This is a genomic window from Agromyces litoreus (genome assembly GCF_040496015.1).
Taxonomy (GTDB): Bacteria; Actinomycetota; Actinomycetes; order Actinomycetales; family Microbacteriaceae; genus Agromyces; species Agromyces litoreus.
The window spans coordinates 47,768-63,050 of the sequence record NZ_JBEPKA010000013.1; the positions used below are offsets into that span (position 1 = coordinate 47,768).

At 72.7% G+C, this 15,283-nt stretch carries 12 protein-coding genes; 6 read left to right on the forward strand and 6 right to left on the reverse strand.

Translation table 11 applies throughout. The annotated features are described in order from the left end of the window. Positions 1-58: 58 nt before the first annotated feature. The 4 genes from ABME01_RS11080 to ABME01_RS11095 all read right to left on the reverse strand — a co-directional run bounded on the left by ABME01_RS11080 (position 59) and on the right by ABME01_RS11095 (position 4,828). Entirely contained in the window at positions 59-1,534 is a 1,476-nt protein-coding gene (locus ABME01_RS11080) for a GH1 family beta-glucosidase (RefSeq protein ID WP_353828468.1), read from the reverse strand. Beyond that, positions 1,531-2,448, reverse strand: coding sequence for a carbohydrate ABC transporter permease (locus tag ABME01_RS11085; RefSeq protein ID WP_353828469.1), 918 nt, complete (start codon positions 2,446-2,448; stop codon positions 1,531-1,533). Before ABME01_RS11085 ends, ABME01_RS11080 begins: the two co-directional genes overlap by 4 nt. After that, positions 2,445-3,479, reverse strand: a complete 1,035-nt coding sequence (locus ABME01_RS11090) for a carbohydrate ABC transporter permease (protein ID WP_436407428.1) — start codon at positions 3,477-3,479, stop codon at positions 2,445-2,447. The genes ABME01_RS11085 and ABME01_RS11090 overlap by 4 nt, the downstream gene beginning before the upstream one ends. 80 nt (positions 3,480-3,559) lie before the next feature. Beyond that, positions 3,560-4,828, reverse strand: coding sequence for an ABC transporter substrate-binding protein (locus ABME01_RS11095; protein ID WP_353828534.1), 1,269 nt, complete (start codon positions 4,826-4,828; stop codon positions 3,560-3,562). Between the two features lie 329 nt (positions 4,829-5,157). Here ABME01_RS11095 and ABME01_RS11100 point away from each other — a divergent pair, with 329 nt between their 5' ends. The 6 genes from ABME01_RS11100 (at position 5,158) to ABME01_RS11125 (ending at position 12,080) form a co-directional block, all read left to right on the forward strand. Next, positions 5,158-5,883 carry an amidase domain-containing protein gene (locus tag ABME01_RS11100; RefSeq protein ID WP_353828470.1) on the forward strand — a complete coding sequence of 242 codons (726 nt, stop codon included), beginning with the start codon at positions 5,158-5,160 and terminating at the stop codon, positions 5,881-5,883. Beyond that, positions 5,883-6,692, forward strand: a complete 810-nt coding sequence (locus ABME01_RS11105; RefSeq protein ID WP_353828471.1) for a M15 family metallopeptidase — start codon at positions 5,883-5,885, stop codon at positions 6,690-6,692. Before ABME01_RS11100 ends, ABME01_RS11105 begins: the two co-directional genes overlap by 1 nt. Continuing rightward, positions 6,685-7,977 carry an MFS transporter gene (locus tag ABME01_RS11110; RefSeq protein WP_353828472.1) on the forward strand — a complete coding sequence of 431 codons (1,293 nt, stop codon included), beginning with the start codon at positions 6,685-6,687 and terminating at the stop codon, positions 7,975-7,977. The genes ABME01_RS11105 and ABME01_RS11110 overlap by 8 nt, the downstream gene beginning before the upstream one ends. A gap of 127 nt (positions 7,978-8,104) precedes the next feature. Further along, positions 8,105-8,488, forward strand: coding sequence for a hypothetical protein (locus ABME01_RS11115; RefSeq protein ID WP_353828473.1), 384 nt, complete (start codon positions 8,105-8,107; stop codon positions 8,486-8,488). A 128-nt stretch (positions 8,489-8,616) separates the two neighbouring features. Beyond that, a complete protein-coding gene (locus ABME01_RS11120; protein ID WP_353828474.1) occupies positions 8,617-10,764 on the forward strand; it encodes a glycosyltransferase in 2,148 nt (715 codons plus the stop codon). Beyond that, on the forward strand, positions 10,761-12,080 hold the full coding sequence (locus ABME01_RS11125) for a nucleotide disphospho-sugar-binding domain-containing protein (RefSeq protein WP_353828476.1): 1,320 nt from the start codon (positions 10,761-10,763) through the stop codon (positions 12,078-12,080). The genes ABME01_RS11120 and ABME01_RS11125 overlap by 4 nt, the downstream gene beginning before the upstream one ends. Positions 12,081-12,139: 59 nt before the next feature. Here ABME01_RS11125 and pgm read toward each other — a convergent pair whose 3' ends face one another. Both pgm and ABME01_RS11135 read right to left on the reverse strand, forming a co-directional pair. After that, positions 12,140-13,771 carry a phosphoglucomutase (alpha-D-glucose-1,6-bisphosphate-dependent) gene (gene pgm / locus ABME01_RS11130; protein WP_353828477.1) on the reverse strand — a complete coding sequence of 544 codons (1,632 nt, stop codon included), beginning with the start codon at positions 13,769-13,771 and terminating at the stop codon, positions 12,140-12,142. A 160-nt stretch (positions 13,772-13,931) separates the two neighbouring features. After that, complete coding sequence (locus tag ABME01_RS11135; RefSeq protein ID WP_353828478.1) at positions 13,932-15,218, reverse strand: DUF445 domain-containing protein; 1,287 nt, start codon at positions 15,216-15,218, stop codon at positions 13,932-13,934. Positions 15,219-15,283: the final 65 nt, after the last annotated feature.

The following is a 15,283-nucleotide window of genomic DNA, read 5'->3' on the forward strand; positions in this document are numbered from 1 at the left end:
AGCCAGTCTATTTCGGTGGGAGGTTCGGGTCGGGTCGGGTCGGGTCGGTCGCCGGCGCTCAGCGGGAGGATGCCGGCGGCAGCCCGCGCTCCCGGATGACGCGCTGGTACGCGAGCCCGCTGTCCTTGATCGTGCGCTCCTGGGTCTCGTAGTCGACCCGGACGATGCCGAACCGCTTGTCGTAGCCCCAGGCCCATTCGTAGTTGTCGAGGATCGACCAGTAGAAGTAGCCCTGCACCGGGGTGCCCTCGTCGATCGCGTCGAGGATGGCGTCGAGGTGCGAGAGCAGGAAGCCGGTGCGCTCGACGTCGTGCACCGCGCCGTCCTCGGCGACCTCGTCGTCGTAGGCCGCGCCGTTCTCGGTGACGAAGAGCTGCACGTCGGCCGGGCCGGTGTACTCGCGATGCACGCGGCCGAGCAGCTCGCGCAGCCCGTCGGGCTGCACCTCCCACCCCATGCCGGTGCGCGGCAGGCCCTGCGAGTGGAAGTGCACGTCGTCGGCCGCCGGGAACGGCGAGCGGATCGGCCGGTCGGTGGGCGCGTTCCCCTCGATGGGGTCGGCCGCCGGCCGGTCGCTGACGTATTCGCCGTGGTAGTAGTTCACGCCGAGTGCGTCGATGGGCGCGGCGATGATGTCGAGGTCGCCGGGCCGGATCGCGTCGCGCAGGCCGAGGTGGCCGACGTCGGCGAGCAGGTCGCCCGCGTAGTGGCCGCGGAAGATCGGATCGAGGAACACGCGGTTGAACTGGCCGTCGATGCGGCGCGCGGCGTCGAGGTCGCCCGCGTGCGTCGGGTCGACTGGCTTCGCGACCGTCAGGTTCAGCGTGATCCCGAGCTCGAGCGACTCGTCCCGCTCGCGCAGCGCCTGCACGGCGAGTCCGTGGCCGAGCAGCAGGTGGTGCGCGGCCTGCAGACCGGCGGCGACGTCCTGGCGGCCCGGCGCGTGGGCGCCCGCGGTGTAGCTGAGGAACGACGAGCACCACGGCTCGTTGAGCGTGGTCCAGATCTTCACGCGGTCGCCGAGCACGTCGTGCATGGTGAGCGCGTAGTCGCGGAACCGGTACGCGGTGTCGCGGTTCGCCCAGCCGCCCTGCTCCTCGAGGGCCTGCGGGAGGTCCCAGTGGTAGAGCGTGAGCCAGGGCGTGATGCCCTGCTCGAGCAGTTCGTCGACGAGGCGGGAGTAGAAGTCCGCGCCCTTCGGGTTCACGGGTCCGCCGTCGGGCCGCACCCGCGACCACGAGGTCGAGAAGCGGTACGCGTTCAGGCCGAGCTCGCGCATGAGCGCGACGTCGTCGCGGTAGCGGTGGTAGTGGTCGCAGGCGACATCCCCGTTGTCGGCGTTGATCACCGCGCCGGGCACGCGGCTGAACGCGTCCCAGATCGAGTCGGTCCGGCCGTCCTCGTGGGCGGCGCCCTCGATCTGGTAGGCGGCGGCGGCCGCACCGAGGAGGAAGTCGTCGGGGAAGCGGCGGAGGGCCGACGGTGCGGCGGCGGGGGCGGCCGCGGCGCCGGTGGTGGGCTGGATGGTGGTCATCCCTTGACAGCTCCTTGCATGATTCCGGAGACGAGCTGCTTGCCGGCGACGACGAACAGCACGAGGAGGGGGATGGTCGACAGCAGCACGCCGGCGAGGACGATCGAGTAGTCCACGAAGTGGTTGGACTGCAGGAGCGACAGTGCGACGGGCAGGGTCGGGTCGCTGCGGTCGAGCACGATGAACGGCCAGAAGAAGTTGTTCCACGCCGTGACGAAGGTGAACAGGCCGAGCATCGCGGCGGCCGGGCGGGCGGCCACGACGCCGATGGTCCAGAACGTGCGGATCATCGATGCGCCGTCGACGCGGGCGGCCTCGATCAGCTCGTCGGGCACCGCCTGGCGGAGGTACTGCGTCATCCAGAACACGCCGAAGGCGCTGGTGACCGCGGGGATGATGATCGCGCCGATCTCGCCCGTCCAGCCGAGGTCGGAGAAGAGGATGTACAGCGGCACGACGCCGAGCTGCATGGGCACGGCCATGGTCGCGACCACGAACACGAGCAGGGGCTTCGACCCGGGGAAGCGCAGCTTCGCGAACGCCCATCCGGCGAGCGTCGAGGTGAACACGACGGCCGCCGCGATGAGGGCGGAGCTGTAGATCGAGTTCCACAGCGCCGGCCAGAAGTTCACGGCCGGGTCGTTCACGACCGTCTGCGCGTTCGCGAGGAAGTTGCCGCCGGGCAGCCACGAGAAGTTCGGGTCGTTGATCGTGGAGGAGTCGCCCGACCCGATCAGGAACGACCAGTAGAACGGGAACAGCGAGGCGAGCAGCACGACCCCGAGGCCCGCGTAGACCCAGATGCCGGCCCGCTGGCCCTTGATGCGCGTCGTGCGGTTGCGCTTGCGCTGGGGCGTCTCGGGGATGCTGGACTCGACGATGGACAGTGCGGCGGGGGAGTTCAGGGAGCTCATGCGCGCACTCCCTTCTTCTGCTTCTTGCCGGCCTTCGGGGCGCGGGTGCCCTCGTCCCGGACCAGGGCGCGGGTGACCGCGAGGTTGATCAGGCCGATCACGAGGATGATGAGGAACAGGATCCAGGCGAGCGCCGCCGCCCGGCCGAAGTTCCACTCGCCCCAGCCGATCTTGTAGAGGAACAGCGTGATCGTGAGCCACTGCTGGGCGGGACCGCCCTCGCCGGTGTTGTCGAACATCCGGGGCTCGTCGAAGATCTGCAGGCCGCCGATGGTCGAGGTGATGATCACGAAGATGAGCGTCGCCTTGAGCGAGGGCAGCGTGATGTGGGTGAACTGGCGGAACGCCCCGGCGCCGTCGACGGTGGCCGCCTCGTAGTAGTCGCGCGGGATGGCCTGCATCGCAGCGAGGAGGATCAGCGTGTTGTAGCCCGTCCAGCGGAAGTTGACCATCGTCGCGATCGCGACGTGGCTCCAGAACGGGTCCTTGTGCCACGGGACGGCCGGCAGTCCGAGGTCGGTGAGGATGCCGTTCACGAGGCCGTGGTTGTCGCCGAACATGTTGGCGAAGATGAGGGCGACCGCGACGGGCGCCATGACGAAGGGCACGAGCACGCTCATGCGCCAGAAGGTCTTGGCCCGGATGTTGCGGTCGAGCATCGCGGCGATGGCGATCGCCGCGATCAGCTGCGGCACGCTCGAGAGCAGGAAGATGCTGAAGGTGTTGCGCAGGGCCGTCCAGAACTGCGGGTTCTGCAGGATCCAGACGTACTGCTCGAAGCCGATGAACTCGCCCTCGTTGCGCACGAGGTCCCAGTCCATGAGCGAGATGACCGCCGTGTAGGCGATGGGGAAGAGTCCCACGATCGCGAACATGATGAAGAACGGCGAGATGTAGAGGTACGGCGAGAGCTTGAGGTCCCACCGGCTGAGGTTCTGGCGGAATCCGAGCACGCGGACCGGCCGGTCGGCGTTCTCGGCGACGTCGGGCTTGGGCGCCGACGCCGGAGGGCGCGTTTGCGTCGTGGTCACGATGGCTCCGAGATCAGGTGGATGGATGAGTCGGGGAGGGTGCGGGCCGCGACCGTGCGCGGCCCGCACCCCCGGTCGGCCTAGAAGGCCTCGACCTCGGCGACCCAGGTGTTCCAGGACGACGTGGCGTCCTCGGAGCCGTCGAACACGCGGTTCACGGCGTTCTGGAGCGCGTCGTGGTACTTGAAGTAGTCGGCGTCCTTGTAGGGCGCGACCGTGACGGCGGCGGCGCGGCTCGAGAGGATCTCACCGGTCGGCGCGTCGTCGAAGTACTCGTTGGTGGCGCCGGCGAGCTCGTCGCCCTCGAGGGCCTCGAGCTGGCTCGGGAAGGTGCCCGCGTTGGCGAAGGCCTTCATCTGCGTCTCGGGGCTGGTCAGCCAGTCCGCGAGCTCGAGGGCGGCCTCGACGTTCTCGCCGTCGGCCGGGACGGTCAGGTACGAGCCGCCCCAGTTGCCGCCGCCGTTCGGGAAGACATCGGCGATGTCCCAGCCCTCGACGTCCGGCGCGCTGCCGGAGATGACGCCGAGCATCCAGCCCGGGCAGAGCATCGTGGCGAACTCGCCGTTCGCCATCGAGGCGAACCAGTCGTCCGACCACTGGCCCGAGTAGGCCGAGTTCGGGACGGCGCGCTCGGTGACGAGCTCGTAGGCGTCGGCGATCTCGGGGTTCTCCGTCGCGATGACGGTGCCGTCCGGCTCGGTGTAGGTGTACTCGATCTGGTTCACGATGCCCTGGAGCACCGAGTTCGCCGAGTCGATCATCGGCTTGCCGGTGGCCTCGCGGTACTGGTCCGCCACGTCGAGGTAGTTCTCCCAGTCGCCGTCGAAGAGCTCGGCGACGCCCTCGCGGTCGCTCGGGAGGCCGGCGGCCTCGAACAGGTCGGCGCGGTAGCAGATGCCCTGCGGGCCGATGTCGGTGCCGAAGCCGATCAGGCGGCCCTCGCCATCGGTCGCGGCGGCCTCCTTCCAGTCGAGCCAGCGGCCCTTGACGCTGTCGGGCGCCTCGGCGAGCAGGTCGGAGTACTGCATGGCCTCGGCGAACCAGTCGATCTCGACCGCCTCGACGTCGGCCAGGCCGCCCTTGCCGAGCTTCTGGAAGTAGTTGGCGCGGGCGTCGCCGGACTCGGCGGCGATGTTGTGGACGACGGTCACGTTCGGGTGCTCGTCCATGTACTCCTGGAGGAGCTCGTCGGTGTAGCCGAAGTTGTTGAACGTGGAGATGGTCAGCTCGACGGGGCCGTCGGCCGCCTCCGAACCGGAATCGTCGCCCGCGGCGCAGCCGGTGGCGATGAGTGCGAACGATGCGGCGCCTGCGATGGCGGCGATCGCCTTGGTGCGTCGTGAAAGCATCACGGTCACTCCCTTGTGTGCGTGGAAATCGGGGTTGCAGGGGCTTCGCGAGAGCCTGACGCCCGAAGGGGTGAGAGCGCTCTCACGATGCGGTTCCCGATGCTAGGCATATCCCAGTGGTGCTGTCAAGAGAGCGCTCTCATCCGGGCTCGAACGTGACCGCACCGTGACCCTTCTCGGCAGAACCGTCGGCCGGGGGCGGACGGCGATCCGCCGCGTGATCCCGGGCATGCGGGGACCCGGCAGGTGGAGCCCGTGCCGGGCGAACCCACCGGCGGCGTGCAGGCTGCTCCCGGCGTCCTCGGAGCCGCCGCGGTTAGCGTGAGCGGGTGCCCCGTGCTCTCGCAGTCCGCCGCGGCGCCGTCGCCCTCGTCGCCGGCGCCGCTTCCGTGTGCATCCTCGGCCTGACCGGCTGCGCCGGCATCCCGCCGGTTCCCCCGCAGGTGGCCGCGGCGGACATGTCCTCGCCCACCGTCGGGTCCGACGACGCCTCGTCCGACCTGTCCGACGGCGCAGCGGGGTCCGCCGCGAACGCCGACCCCGACCCCGACCTGACGGCCGACCGCACGAGCGATCCGGACGTGCTGGCGCAACTGGACTACGTCCTCGCATACTGGTCGGAGTACAACGACGAGGAGTGGGGCGTGCTCGAGGGCAACGACTGCGTGAACTTCGCCAGCCAGTCCCTGGTGGCCCGCGGGTGGGCGGAAGGCGCCGACTGGTACCACCACGGCGACCCCTACGAGTCGAGCCCGTCGTGGCGGAGTTCGACGGCGTTCCGCACCTGGCTCGCCGGGCACCCCGAACTGGCCACCGAGCTCGACGACGACGAGCGCGACGAGGTGCGTCTCGGCGACATCGTGCAGTTCGACTGGGACGACTCCGGCGATCGCGACCACACCGGCGTCGTGACCCGGATCGAGCGCGGCGACGACGGCGAGGTGCGCATCGCGTTCGCCGGCCACACCAAGGACAGCGCCTACCGCGACGTCGACCGGGCGATCACGGTCGAGCACCCCGGAGCCGACGTCCACTACTGGCGGCTCGCCGACTGATGGGAGCAGCAACCCCACCGTCGCCCCGAGTCCGCCGCAACCGCCTGATCGTCGTCGTCGCCGGCGTCGCCGTCATCGGTGCCGTCGCCGCGGGCGCCGCGATCGCGCTCACCGGCGGCGGCGACCAGCCCACGCCGACGCCGGTCGCCTCCGCGACGCCGACGCCCACCCCCACCCCCTCGCGCCCGGCCCCGGTGGCGAGCACGCCCCCCGTGGCCGTCGACACGTTCGATCGGGACGCCCGATCGATCGACGACCCGGCCAGCATCTGGGTCGTCGTCGACAAGCTGCGGCCGCTGGATCCTCTCGACTACGAGCCCGCCGACCTCGTGAGCGTGCCGGTCGCCCACACCTGGGAGCCGCTCCTGCGCGCCGAGGCGTCCGACGCCATCGTCCGCATGTTCCGCGCGGCGTCGGAGGAGGCGGGCCTGGCGCTCGCCTCGAACAGCGCCTACCGCTCGTACTCCACCCAGCAGTCCATCTACGACGGCGACGACACGCTCACGGCTCGCCCCGGGTACAGCGAGCACCAGACGGGGCTCACTATGGACATCGGCCCCGAGAGCGGCAACTGCTCGCTCGACGTCTGCCTCGCCGACACGCCGGAGGGCGTGTGGCTGCGCGACAACGCGTACCGGTTCGGGTTCATCCTCCGCTACCCGGCCGATAAGGTGGGCGTCACCGGGTACCAGTTCGAGCCGTGGCACTTCCGCTACGTCGGAACGGACCTCGCGCAGGAGATGCACGACACCGGCGTCACCACGCTCGAGGAGTTCTTCGGACTGGCACCCGCGCCGGAGTATGGCTGAGCACGCACCCGACCCAGAGCCCCGCGGCACCGACGCCGAGGCCGCCGCGGCGGCGCCGCCACGACGCGGACTCCAGCTCACGCTCCTCATCGTCAACCAGCTGCTCGCGGGTATCGGCGTGGCGACCGGGCTCGCACTCGCCGCCATCCTGGTGACCGATCTCACGGGGTCGGCGGCGCTCGGCGGGATGTCGCAGTCGGCCAACGTGCTCGGCGCCGCGATCGTGGCGATCCCGCTCGCGCGGATCGCCGTGCGCGCGGGACGGCATGTGGCGCTCGCCGTCGGCTACGGGTCCTCGGCCATCGGCGCCGCCCTCATCGTCGTCGCGGCCATGACCGGACTGGTCCCGCTCGTGTTCCTCGGGTTCCTGGCGTTCGGCGCGGCGATCGCCGCGGGGCTGCAGGCGCGCTTCGCCGCGACCGAGGTGGCTGCCCCGGGATTCGAGGCGCGGGCGATGTCCCTCGTGCTGTGGGCGACGACGATCGGCTCGGTGGCGGGTCCGCTGCTGGCCACGACCGGCGACGAGATCGGGCGGTCGGCGGGCATGCCGGCGTTCGTCGGCCCGTTCCTGGGGGCGGGCGCCGTGTTCGTGGTCGCGACGATCGTCGCGGCCGCGCTCCTCCGCCTTCCGCGGGCCGGCCGACTCGCCACCGACACGGGCGGCGCCGGATCGACCGAGCGCGTGAGCTCGCGCGCCGCCTTCGCCGCGGCGTTCCGACGCCCTCGGGCGCGGCTCGCGATCCTGGCGATCGTCTGCGCGCACACCGTCATGGTCGGGGTCATGGTCATGACGCCCGTCCACATGACGGGTCATGGCGTTCCCCTCCCGCTCGTCGGCATCGTGCTCAGCATCCACATCCTCGGGATGTACGGCGCCAGCCCGATCATGGGCTGGCTCTCCGACCGCCTCGGCCCCGTCTGGGTCATCGCGCTCGGCGGCGGCATCCTGCTCGCCGCGACCGTCATCGGCACGCTCGCGCCGGGCGACGCGGTGCTGATCCTGCCCGTCGCGCTCGGCCTGCTGGGGTTGGGCTGGTCGGCCGCGCTCATCGGCGGCTCCGCGCTGCTCACCACGTCGGTCGAGCCCTCGGCGCGCGTCGCGCTGCAGGGGGCCACGGATGCGGCGATGAACGTCGCGGCGGCGGTCGCGGCGGCGCTCTCGGGCGTCGTGCTCGGCCTCGCCGGGTTCCCCGGCGTGAACGTCATGGCGATGCTGGTGCTGGTGCCGCTCGTCCTCGCCGGCATCGCCGTGATGCGCGCCGCTCGCGGCCGGGCCACCGCCTGAGCGGCGCCGCTCGGCGCGTCATGAACGCGCTCTCATGCTCCACCCAGCCCGCGCGAGGCTTCCTCACATCGGCGCGTGCTGGAATGGGGCCCGTTCCCCTGAATCGTCGAGCGAAAGCCCGTCAGCCGTGCCCAAGATGTCCCTCGCGCCGAGCCGGCGTCGGGCGACCTTCCGCGCCCCCGATGCGGAGGCCGCGAGGCGATTCGACCTGACGCTCGCCCCCGGCGACCCCGGCGACCCCGGCGACCCCGGCGAAGCCGTCGACCCGGCTCCCGCGACGGCCGCCCCCGCCGTCGAGGACGCCGAGCCGAGCGTCTCCAGGTCGACGTTCACCCCGAGCCGCCGCGACTCGGCCGAACCCTATCCGGCCGAGCCGAACGGCGGCACCGATCCGGGCAGCGCCCCGAGCGTCGACCTGCCGCTCGGGCGTCGCGCACCGCGCCATCGCGTCGACCGACGCGGCAATCGCCGACCGTCGAGCGGGTCGCGTCGGGCCGCGACCCGGGCCTGACCCGGGAGCGCTCGAACGCCGGCTGTCAAGCCGCTGACGGAACCTTCACCCGGCATGGGTATCATCCGGGGACGCGCCGCGCCGCCGAGGCGGCGGTCGCGGCGCTCCCGGGGGGATGGGGGCCGGACGTGGGAGTACACACCGCACTGCAGGCGGTCGAGCGCGCGCCGGGCATCGTCGAGGCGATGCACGCGGCGGACGACCTGGCCGCCGAGGCCAGGCGAGACCCCGGCACGCGCCTGATCCGACTGCTCGAGCGCACCACCCGCGGTGCGGACGACCTCACCGCGATCGCGGCCGCGCACGCCCTCGCAGGAGCCCTCGACGAGGACGCCGGACGCCTGCTGTCGGGCCTGCTCTCGGACGAGCGGGCCGTCCTGCGCGAGCACGCGGCCTGGGTGCTGGGGTCCGGGCTGCCCAGGCTCGACGCCGTCGGACGACTGCTCGGGATGGTCGTCGCCGGAGGCTTCGGCGGCATGATCGCGCAGCGGACGCTCGAGGAGTGGTCCTCGGTCGCCCCGGAGGCCATCGCCACCGGCATCGAAGGGGCGCTGCTCGGCGTCGACGATCCATCCGCCCGGACGCGCCTCGTCGAGACGCTCGGGCTCGTCGGCGCGCCGCTCGCCACCGGACCCCTGCTCCGCGTCGCACGCGACGCCGACGAGCCCGAGGGCGCCCGGGTGGCGGCGGTCGCAGCGCTCGGCCACCGCACCGGAGACGGGCGCGTGCCGGCGCTGCTCGAGCAGCTCGCGCGCGGCGACGGGCCGCTCGCGGAGGCGGCCCGTCTCGCGGCATTCGACCTCGACGCCCTCGCGGGCCCGACGCCCCCGCACGGCGACGGGCTCACCGTCGCGCAGCTGTTCCTGCACGCCGACATCGACCCGTCGCTGCAGTCGGCGGGCGCCGGCGACACCGGCGGCATCGCGACGCTGCTGGTCCGGCTCGGCGATGCGCTCGCGGCGGAACCCGCCATCGGGCGCGTCCTGACCCTGTCGCGCGGCTCGGTCGGCGAGGCGACCGCCGACCTCCTCGCGCTCGCCACCGGCGCGGGTCCGGGACACGACTACGGCCGGGTGCCGCTGCTCGCCGACCCCGTCCCCGCGTCGTCCGCATGGCCGATGCGCGTCGCCGCTCGTCGCGGCATCCGGCGGCTGATGCGGGCCGCCGGCGGCGTCGACGTGCTCCACCTGCGGATGGCCGACGTGGGCACGCTGGCGGCGGCCGAGGTCGCGAGGGAATCGGGCGTGCCGGTCGTGTTCACCCTCGCACCGGATCCGCACGGCGTCATCGAGTCGCTCGAGCGCTCGGGTCGCCTGACACGGGCCGGGTTCGGGCGGGCCGACCTCGCCGAGCACTTCTGGTTCCGTGCCCGCCTCGTCGAGCGCCTCGCCGCGACCGCGGCCCACACCGTGCTCTTCCCCCGGCCCGACCTGCGTGAGGACCTCCGCCGGCTGGTGCGCGTGGACCTGGACCGGCAGCCGGAACGGCACACGATCGTGCCCGAGGGGGTCGACCTCGGCACCGTCGATCGGGCCGTCGCCGACGCCGAGGCGCACGCCGCGGGGGCCGAGCCGGGCCCGGAGCTCCGCGACCTGCGCTCGCTGCTCGAGACGCTCCCCGCCGAACGGCGCGGGCGACCCCTCGTGGTCTCGCTCGGCCGCCTGCACCCGGTCAAGGGCATGGCGACGCTCGTCGAGGCCTGGATCGCCGGCGGGCTCGCCGACCGCGTCAACCTGCTCGTCGTCGGCGGGGACCTCGCCGCCCCCTCGCGCGACGAGCGCGACCAGCTCGACCGGATCGACGCCCTCGTCCCCGAGCGCGAGCGCGCCGGGCTGCTGATGGCCGGGCATCGGCCGAACGGCGTCGCGCTGCGGTGGCTGGCGGCCGTCCGCGCGGGCGTGCCCGACCTGGCCGCCCCGCGCGGCGTGTACGCGTGCGCCAGCGTGAAGGAGGAGTTCGGGCTCGCCCTGCTCGAGGCCATGGCCGTCGGCCTGTACGTCGTGGCGCCCGACTCCGGTGGCCCGCCGACCTACGTCGAGCACGGGGTGACCGGTTCGCTCGTCGCCACGTCCGACGTCCAGCGGCTCGCCGACGCCCTCAGCGGGGCCCTCGACGCGGCCGGCGGGGATCGCGGCGACGAACGGGCCGAGGCGGCGCGGGCGACGGTCCGCGAACGGTTCGCGATCCAGGCCATGTCCGGCCGGCTCGGCGACGTGTACCGGGACGTCGCGCGCGAGGAGGCCGCCCTGCTCGAACCGGCGGAGCGCGTCGGATGACGCTGCTCGTGATCAGTCCCGACTACGCGTCGCACCTGCTCCCGCTCGCGACGCTCGCGACCGCGTGGCGTGACCGGGGCGAGCGCGTCGTCGTGGCCACGGGACCGGCGACCGCTCCGATCGTCGAGGCCTTCGGGCTGGAGCGGACGGACCTGAGGCTCGGGCGCGGCTCCAACCCGGGCGTGGTGTCCACGGAGGCGCAGCCGGCCGACGAGGGCGACTCGCTGCGCGGCTTCTTCCGTGCGACGCGCGAGGGCGCGGTCGCGACCCTGCGCTACCAGGCGGCCGAACGGCTCACCGACCTGATGTGGCGGCCCGTCGAGTCCGCTCGCGCGACGCTCGAGATCGTCGACCGCGTCCGAGCCGACCGCGTGATCGTCGACCACCTCGCCTTCAGCGCCCGGCTCGGCCTCGAGACCGCGGGGGTCGACTACGGGGACGTGGTGCTCGGGCACCCCACGGCCCTGCCGGTCGGCGACGAGGTGTACGGCCTGCCCCCGGCCTGGCCGCGCGCCATCCATCCCGACGCGGACGAGCTCGCCGAGCTCGAAGAGCTGTGCGCGAGGGTCTCCGATCGGTTCGCTCTGGAGTGGAACCGCGCGGCCCGAGCGCTCGACCCGGGAGCGCGCGAACGGCACGACGCCTTCGCCGGCCACGGGCCGCTCGTGCTCTACAACCACCCGGCGGAGCTCGCCGATCCCGGTCGTGGGCCGTTGCCGCCGCACCGCTTCCTCGGCTCGACGAGACGCGAGGAGGACGTCCCCGATGACGTCGCGCGATGGCTCGACGATGCGCGCGGGGGCTTCGTCCACGTCAGCTTCGGCAGCTTCCTGTCGGTGCGCGGCGACGTGCTGCGCCGGGTCGCCGACGCGCTCCGATCGCTCGGCGTGCGCGCCGCCATCGCGACCGGGCGGGCGGACCCGGACGCGCTCGGCGACGTGCCGGGCGACTGGCTCGTGCGCGAGTACCTGCCGCAGGTGCGACTGCTCCGGGACGCTGCCGCGTCGGTCACCCACGGCGGCAACAACTCGGTCTCCGAGGCGATCGGGTCGGGTGTCCCGCTCGTGGTGCTCCCGTTCTCGACCGACCAGTTCGCCGCCGCGGCATCCGTCGAGCGGAGCGGGTTCGGCGTCGCGCTGGACCCGAATGCGGCGTCGCCCGGCGAGCTCGCCGACGCGGTCCGGCAGGTCCTCGACCTCCCCGAGCACGTGCGGCGCCGGCTGTCGGCCGCCGCGGCGGCGCAGGAGGCCGCGCCGGGGCCCGAACTCGCCCGGGCGGCGCTCGACGGGGACCTCGGGTACGCCGCCGGGGCCTGAGCGGCTCACGACGCCGAGGACCGGGCGACGCGCCCGTCAGGCCGTCAGCCGGTCAGCCGTCAGGCCGTCTCGAGCGCTCCGTCGACGATGCGCTTGGCCTCCGCCTGGACCTCGGCGAGGTGGTCCGGACCGCGGAAGGACTCGGCGTAGATCTTGTAGACGTCCTCGGTGCCGCTCGGACGCGCCGCGAACCACGCGTGCTCGGTCGCGACCTTCACGCCCCCTACCTTCGCGCCGTTGCCCGGTGCCGAGGAGAGCTTGGCGACGATCGGTTCGCCCGCGAGCTCGGTCGCCGCGATCGCGTCGCCGTCGAGCTTCGACAGTGCCGCCTTCTGCGACGCGTTCGCCTTCGCGTCGGTCCGCTGGTACGCCGGCTCGCCGAAGCGCTCGACGAGCTCGCCGTACAGCTCGCTGGGCGACTTCCCGGTGACCGCACGGATCTCCGAGGCGAGCAGGCACAGCAGGATGCCGTCCTTGTCGGTCGTCCAGACCGTGCCGTCCTTCCGCAGGAACGACGCGCCCGCGCTCTCCTCGCCGCCGAACGCGACGGATCCGTCGATCAGCCCCGGCACGAACCACTTGAAGCCGACCGGCACCTCCCAGAGCGTGCGACCGAGCGACTCGGCCACGCGGTCGATCATCGAGCTCGAGACGAGCGTCTTGCCGATCGCCGCGTCCGCGGGCCACTCGGGACGGTGCGTGTACAGGTACTCGATCGCGACCGCGAGGAAGTGGTTGGGGTTCATCAGCCCGCCGTCCGGCGTGACGATGCCGTGGCGGTCGGCGTCGGCGTCGTTGCCGGTCAGGATGTCGTACCCCTCGCGGTTCGCCAGCACCGACGCCATCGCGTTCGGGCTCGACGGGTCCATCCGGATCTTGCCGTCCCAGTCGAGCGTCATGAACGACCAGCGCGTGTCGACCTTCTCGTTCACGACCGTGAGGTCGAGGTCGTAGCGGTCGCGGATGGCGGCCCAGTAGCCGACGGACGCGCCGCCGAGCGGGTCGGCGCCGATCCGGATGCCGCTGGCCCTGATCGCGTCGAAGTCGATGATCTGCGCCAGGTCGTCGACGTACGAGCCGCGGAAGTCGTAGGTCTCGACCGCGCTCGGCTCGGCCTGATTGACCTCGCGCAGCCCGCCCGCGATGAGCTCGTTCGCGCGGTTCGCGATCCAGCTCGTCGCGTCGGAGTCCGCGGGGCCGCCGTGCGGCGGGTTGTACTTGAAGCCGCCGTCCTGCGGCGGGTTGTGGCTCGGCGTCACGACGATGCCGTCGGCCTGCCCCTCGGCCGCCTTGGCCGGGTCGTTGTTCCACTTCAGGATGGCGTGGCTGAGCGCCGGCGTCGGCACGTAGTCGTCGTACTCGTCGGCGAGCACGCGCACGCCGTTCGCGACGAGCACGTCGAGCGCCGTGGTCTGCGCGGGGCCGCTGAGGGCGTGCGTGTCGGCGCCGATGAACAGGGGCCCGGTGATGCCCTGTTCGGTGCGGTAGTCGACGATCGCCTGCGTGACGGCCAGGATGTGGTCCTCGTTGAACGCCGTGTCGAGGCTGGAGCCGCGGTGCCCCGAGGTCCCGAAGACCACGCGCTGCTCCGGGATCGAGACATCCGGATGCAGGTCGTAGTAGGCCCTGAGCAGGGCCTCCACGTCGATCAGGTCGGACTCGGTCGCCGGGGTTCCCGCTCGCTCGTGCATGTGCCCAGTCTGCCGCGCGGGCCTGTCGCGCGACACCCCCTCCCAGAGGCGCTGACGCGTTTCTCAGGAGCCCGGCGCCGTGCGCTCGCGTTTCTCAGGAGGACACGCCGACGGATGCCGCGACACGCCGCGTGACTCCTGAGAACCGCAGCACGCCCTGTCAGGCGAGGGCGCCGATCGCGGTGGCGATCGAGTGGATGGCGAGCCCCGCGAGCGCGCCGACGACGGTGCCGTTGATGCGGATGAACTGCAGGTCGCGGCCCACCTGCAGCTCGATCTTCTCCGTCGTCTCGGTCGGGTCCCACCGTTCGACGGTCTCGGTGATGACGCTCGCGATCTCGTGGCGGTACCTGCCGACGACGTAGGCCGCGGCATCCGTCACCCAGGCGTCCACCTTCGACGCCAGCTCGTCGTCGGTCGCGAGGCGCGTGCCGACCTCGACGAGGGCCGAGCGCAGCCCTGCGCGCAGCTCGCTGCCCGGGTCCTCGAGCGAGGCGGTCAGCGAGACCTTGACCGAGCTCCACACCTCGCCCGCGAACTCGCGCAGGCGCGGGCTCTCGACGAGGTCGATCTTCAGCCGCTCGACGCGCTCGATCATCGCGGGGTCGTGCTGGAGGTCGTCGGCGACGTCGGCGAGCCAGCCGTCGATCGCGAGGCGCAGCGGATGCCGCGGCTCGTCGCGCACCGAGCGGGCGAACGCCAGCACCTCCCGGTACGCCCGGTCGTCGACGAGGCCGCCGACGAAGCCGGGCACCCACTTCGGCAGGCGGCTGGAGACCATGGTGCCGAACGCCTCGGGATGCGTCGTCAGCCAGGTCTCGACGCGCTCGAGCACGGCGTCGACCGCCGCGCGCTGCTGGTCGGCGGCGACGAGCCGAGCGCCCACCCGGCCGATGGGCGGCCCCCACTCCGGCTCGAGCAGGTGGCGCCGGGCGAGTTGCTCGATGACGTCGGCCACGTCGTCGTCGCCCAGCAGGGCCAGCACGCCGCGCCCGGCGACGGAGGCCTCGGCCGTCACCCGCTCGGCGTTGCCCGGCTCGCGCAGCCACTCGCCGAGCCGGTGCGCGACGCCCATCGACCGCAGCTTGCCCGTGACGACCGCCTCGGAGAGGAACTCCTCCTCGACGAAGGCGCCGAGCGTGGCGCCGATCTCGTCCTTGCGGCGCGGGATGATCGCCGTGTGCGGGATCGGGAGCCCGAGCGGATGCCGGAACAGCGCCGTGACCGCGAACCAGTCGGCGATCGCCCCCACCATGGCGCCCTCGGCGGCGGCGCGGACGAAGCCCATCCACGGCACGGTGTCCTGCAGCGGGAACGCGACCGCGAAGACCACCGCCGCGCCGAGCAGCAGGGCGAGCGCGATCCGCTTCATGCGCCGCAGCGCGATGCGGCGCTCCTCGTCGGTCGGCACGGCCCGGCGTGCGGCCGCGGCATCCGTCGTCGTCATCGCCCACCCCCTCGAAGCGATTCTGCCCCGCCCGGGTGCGACCGCTCCCGAAACACGGCGGCTCC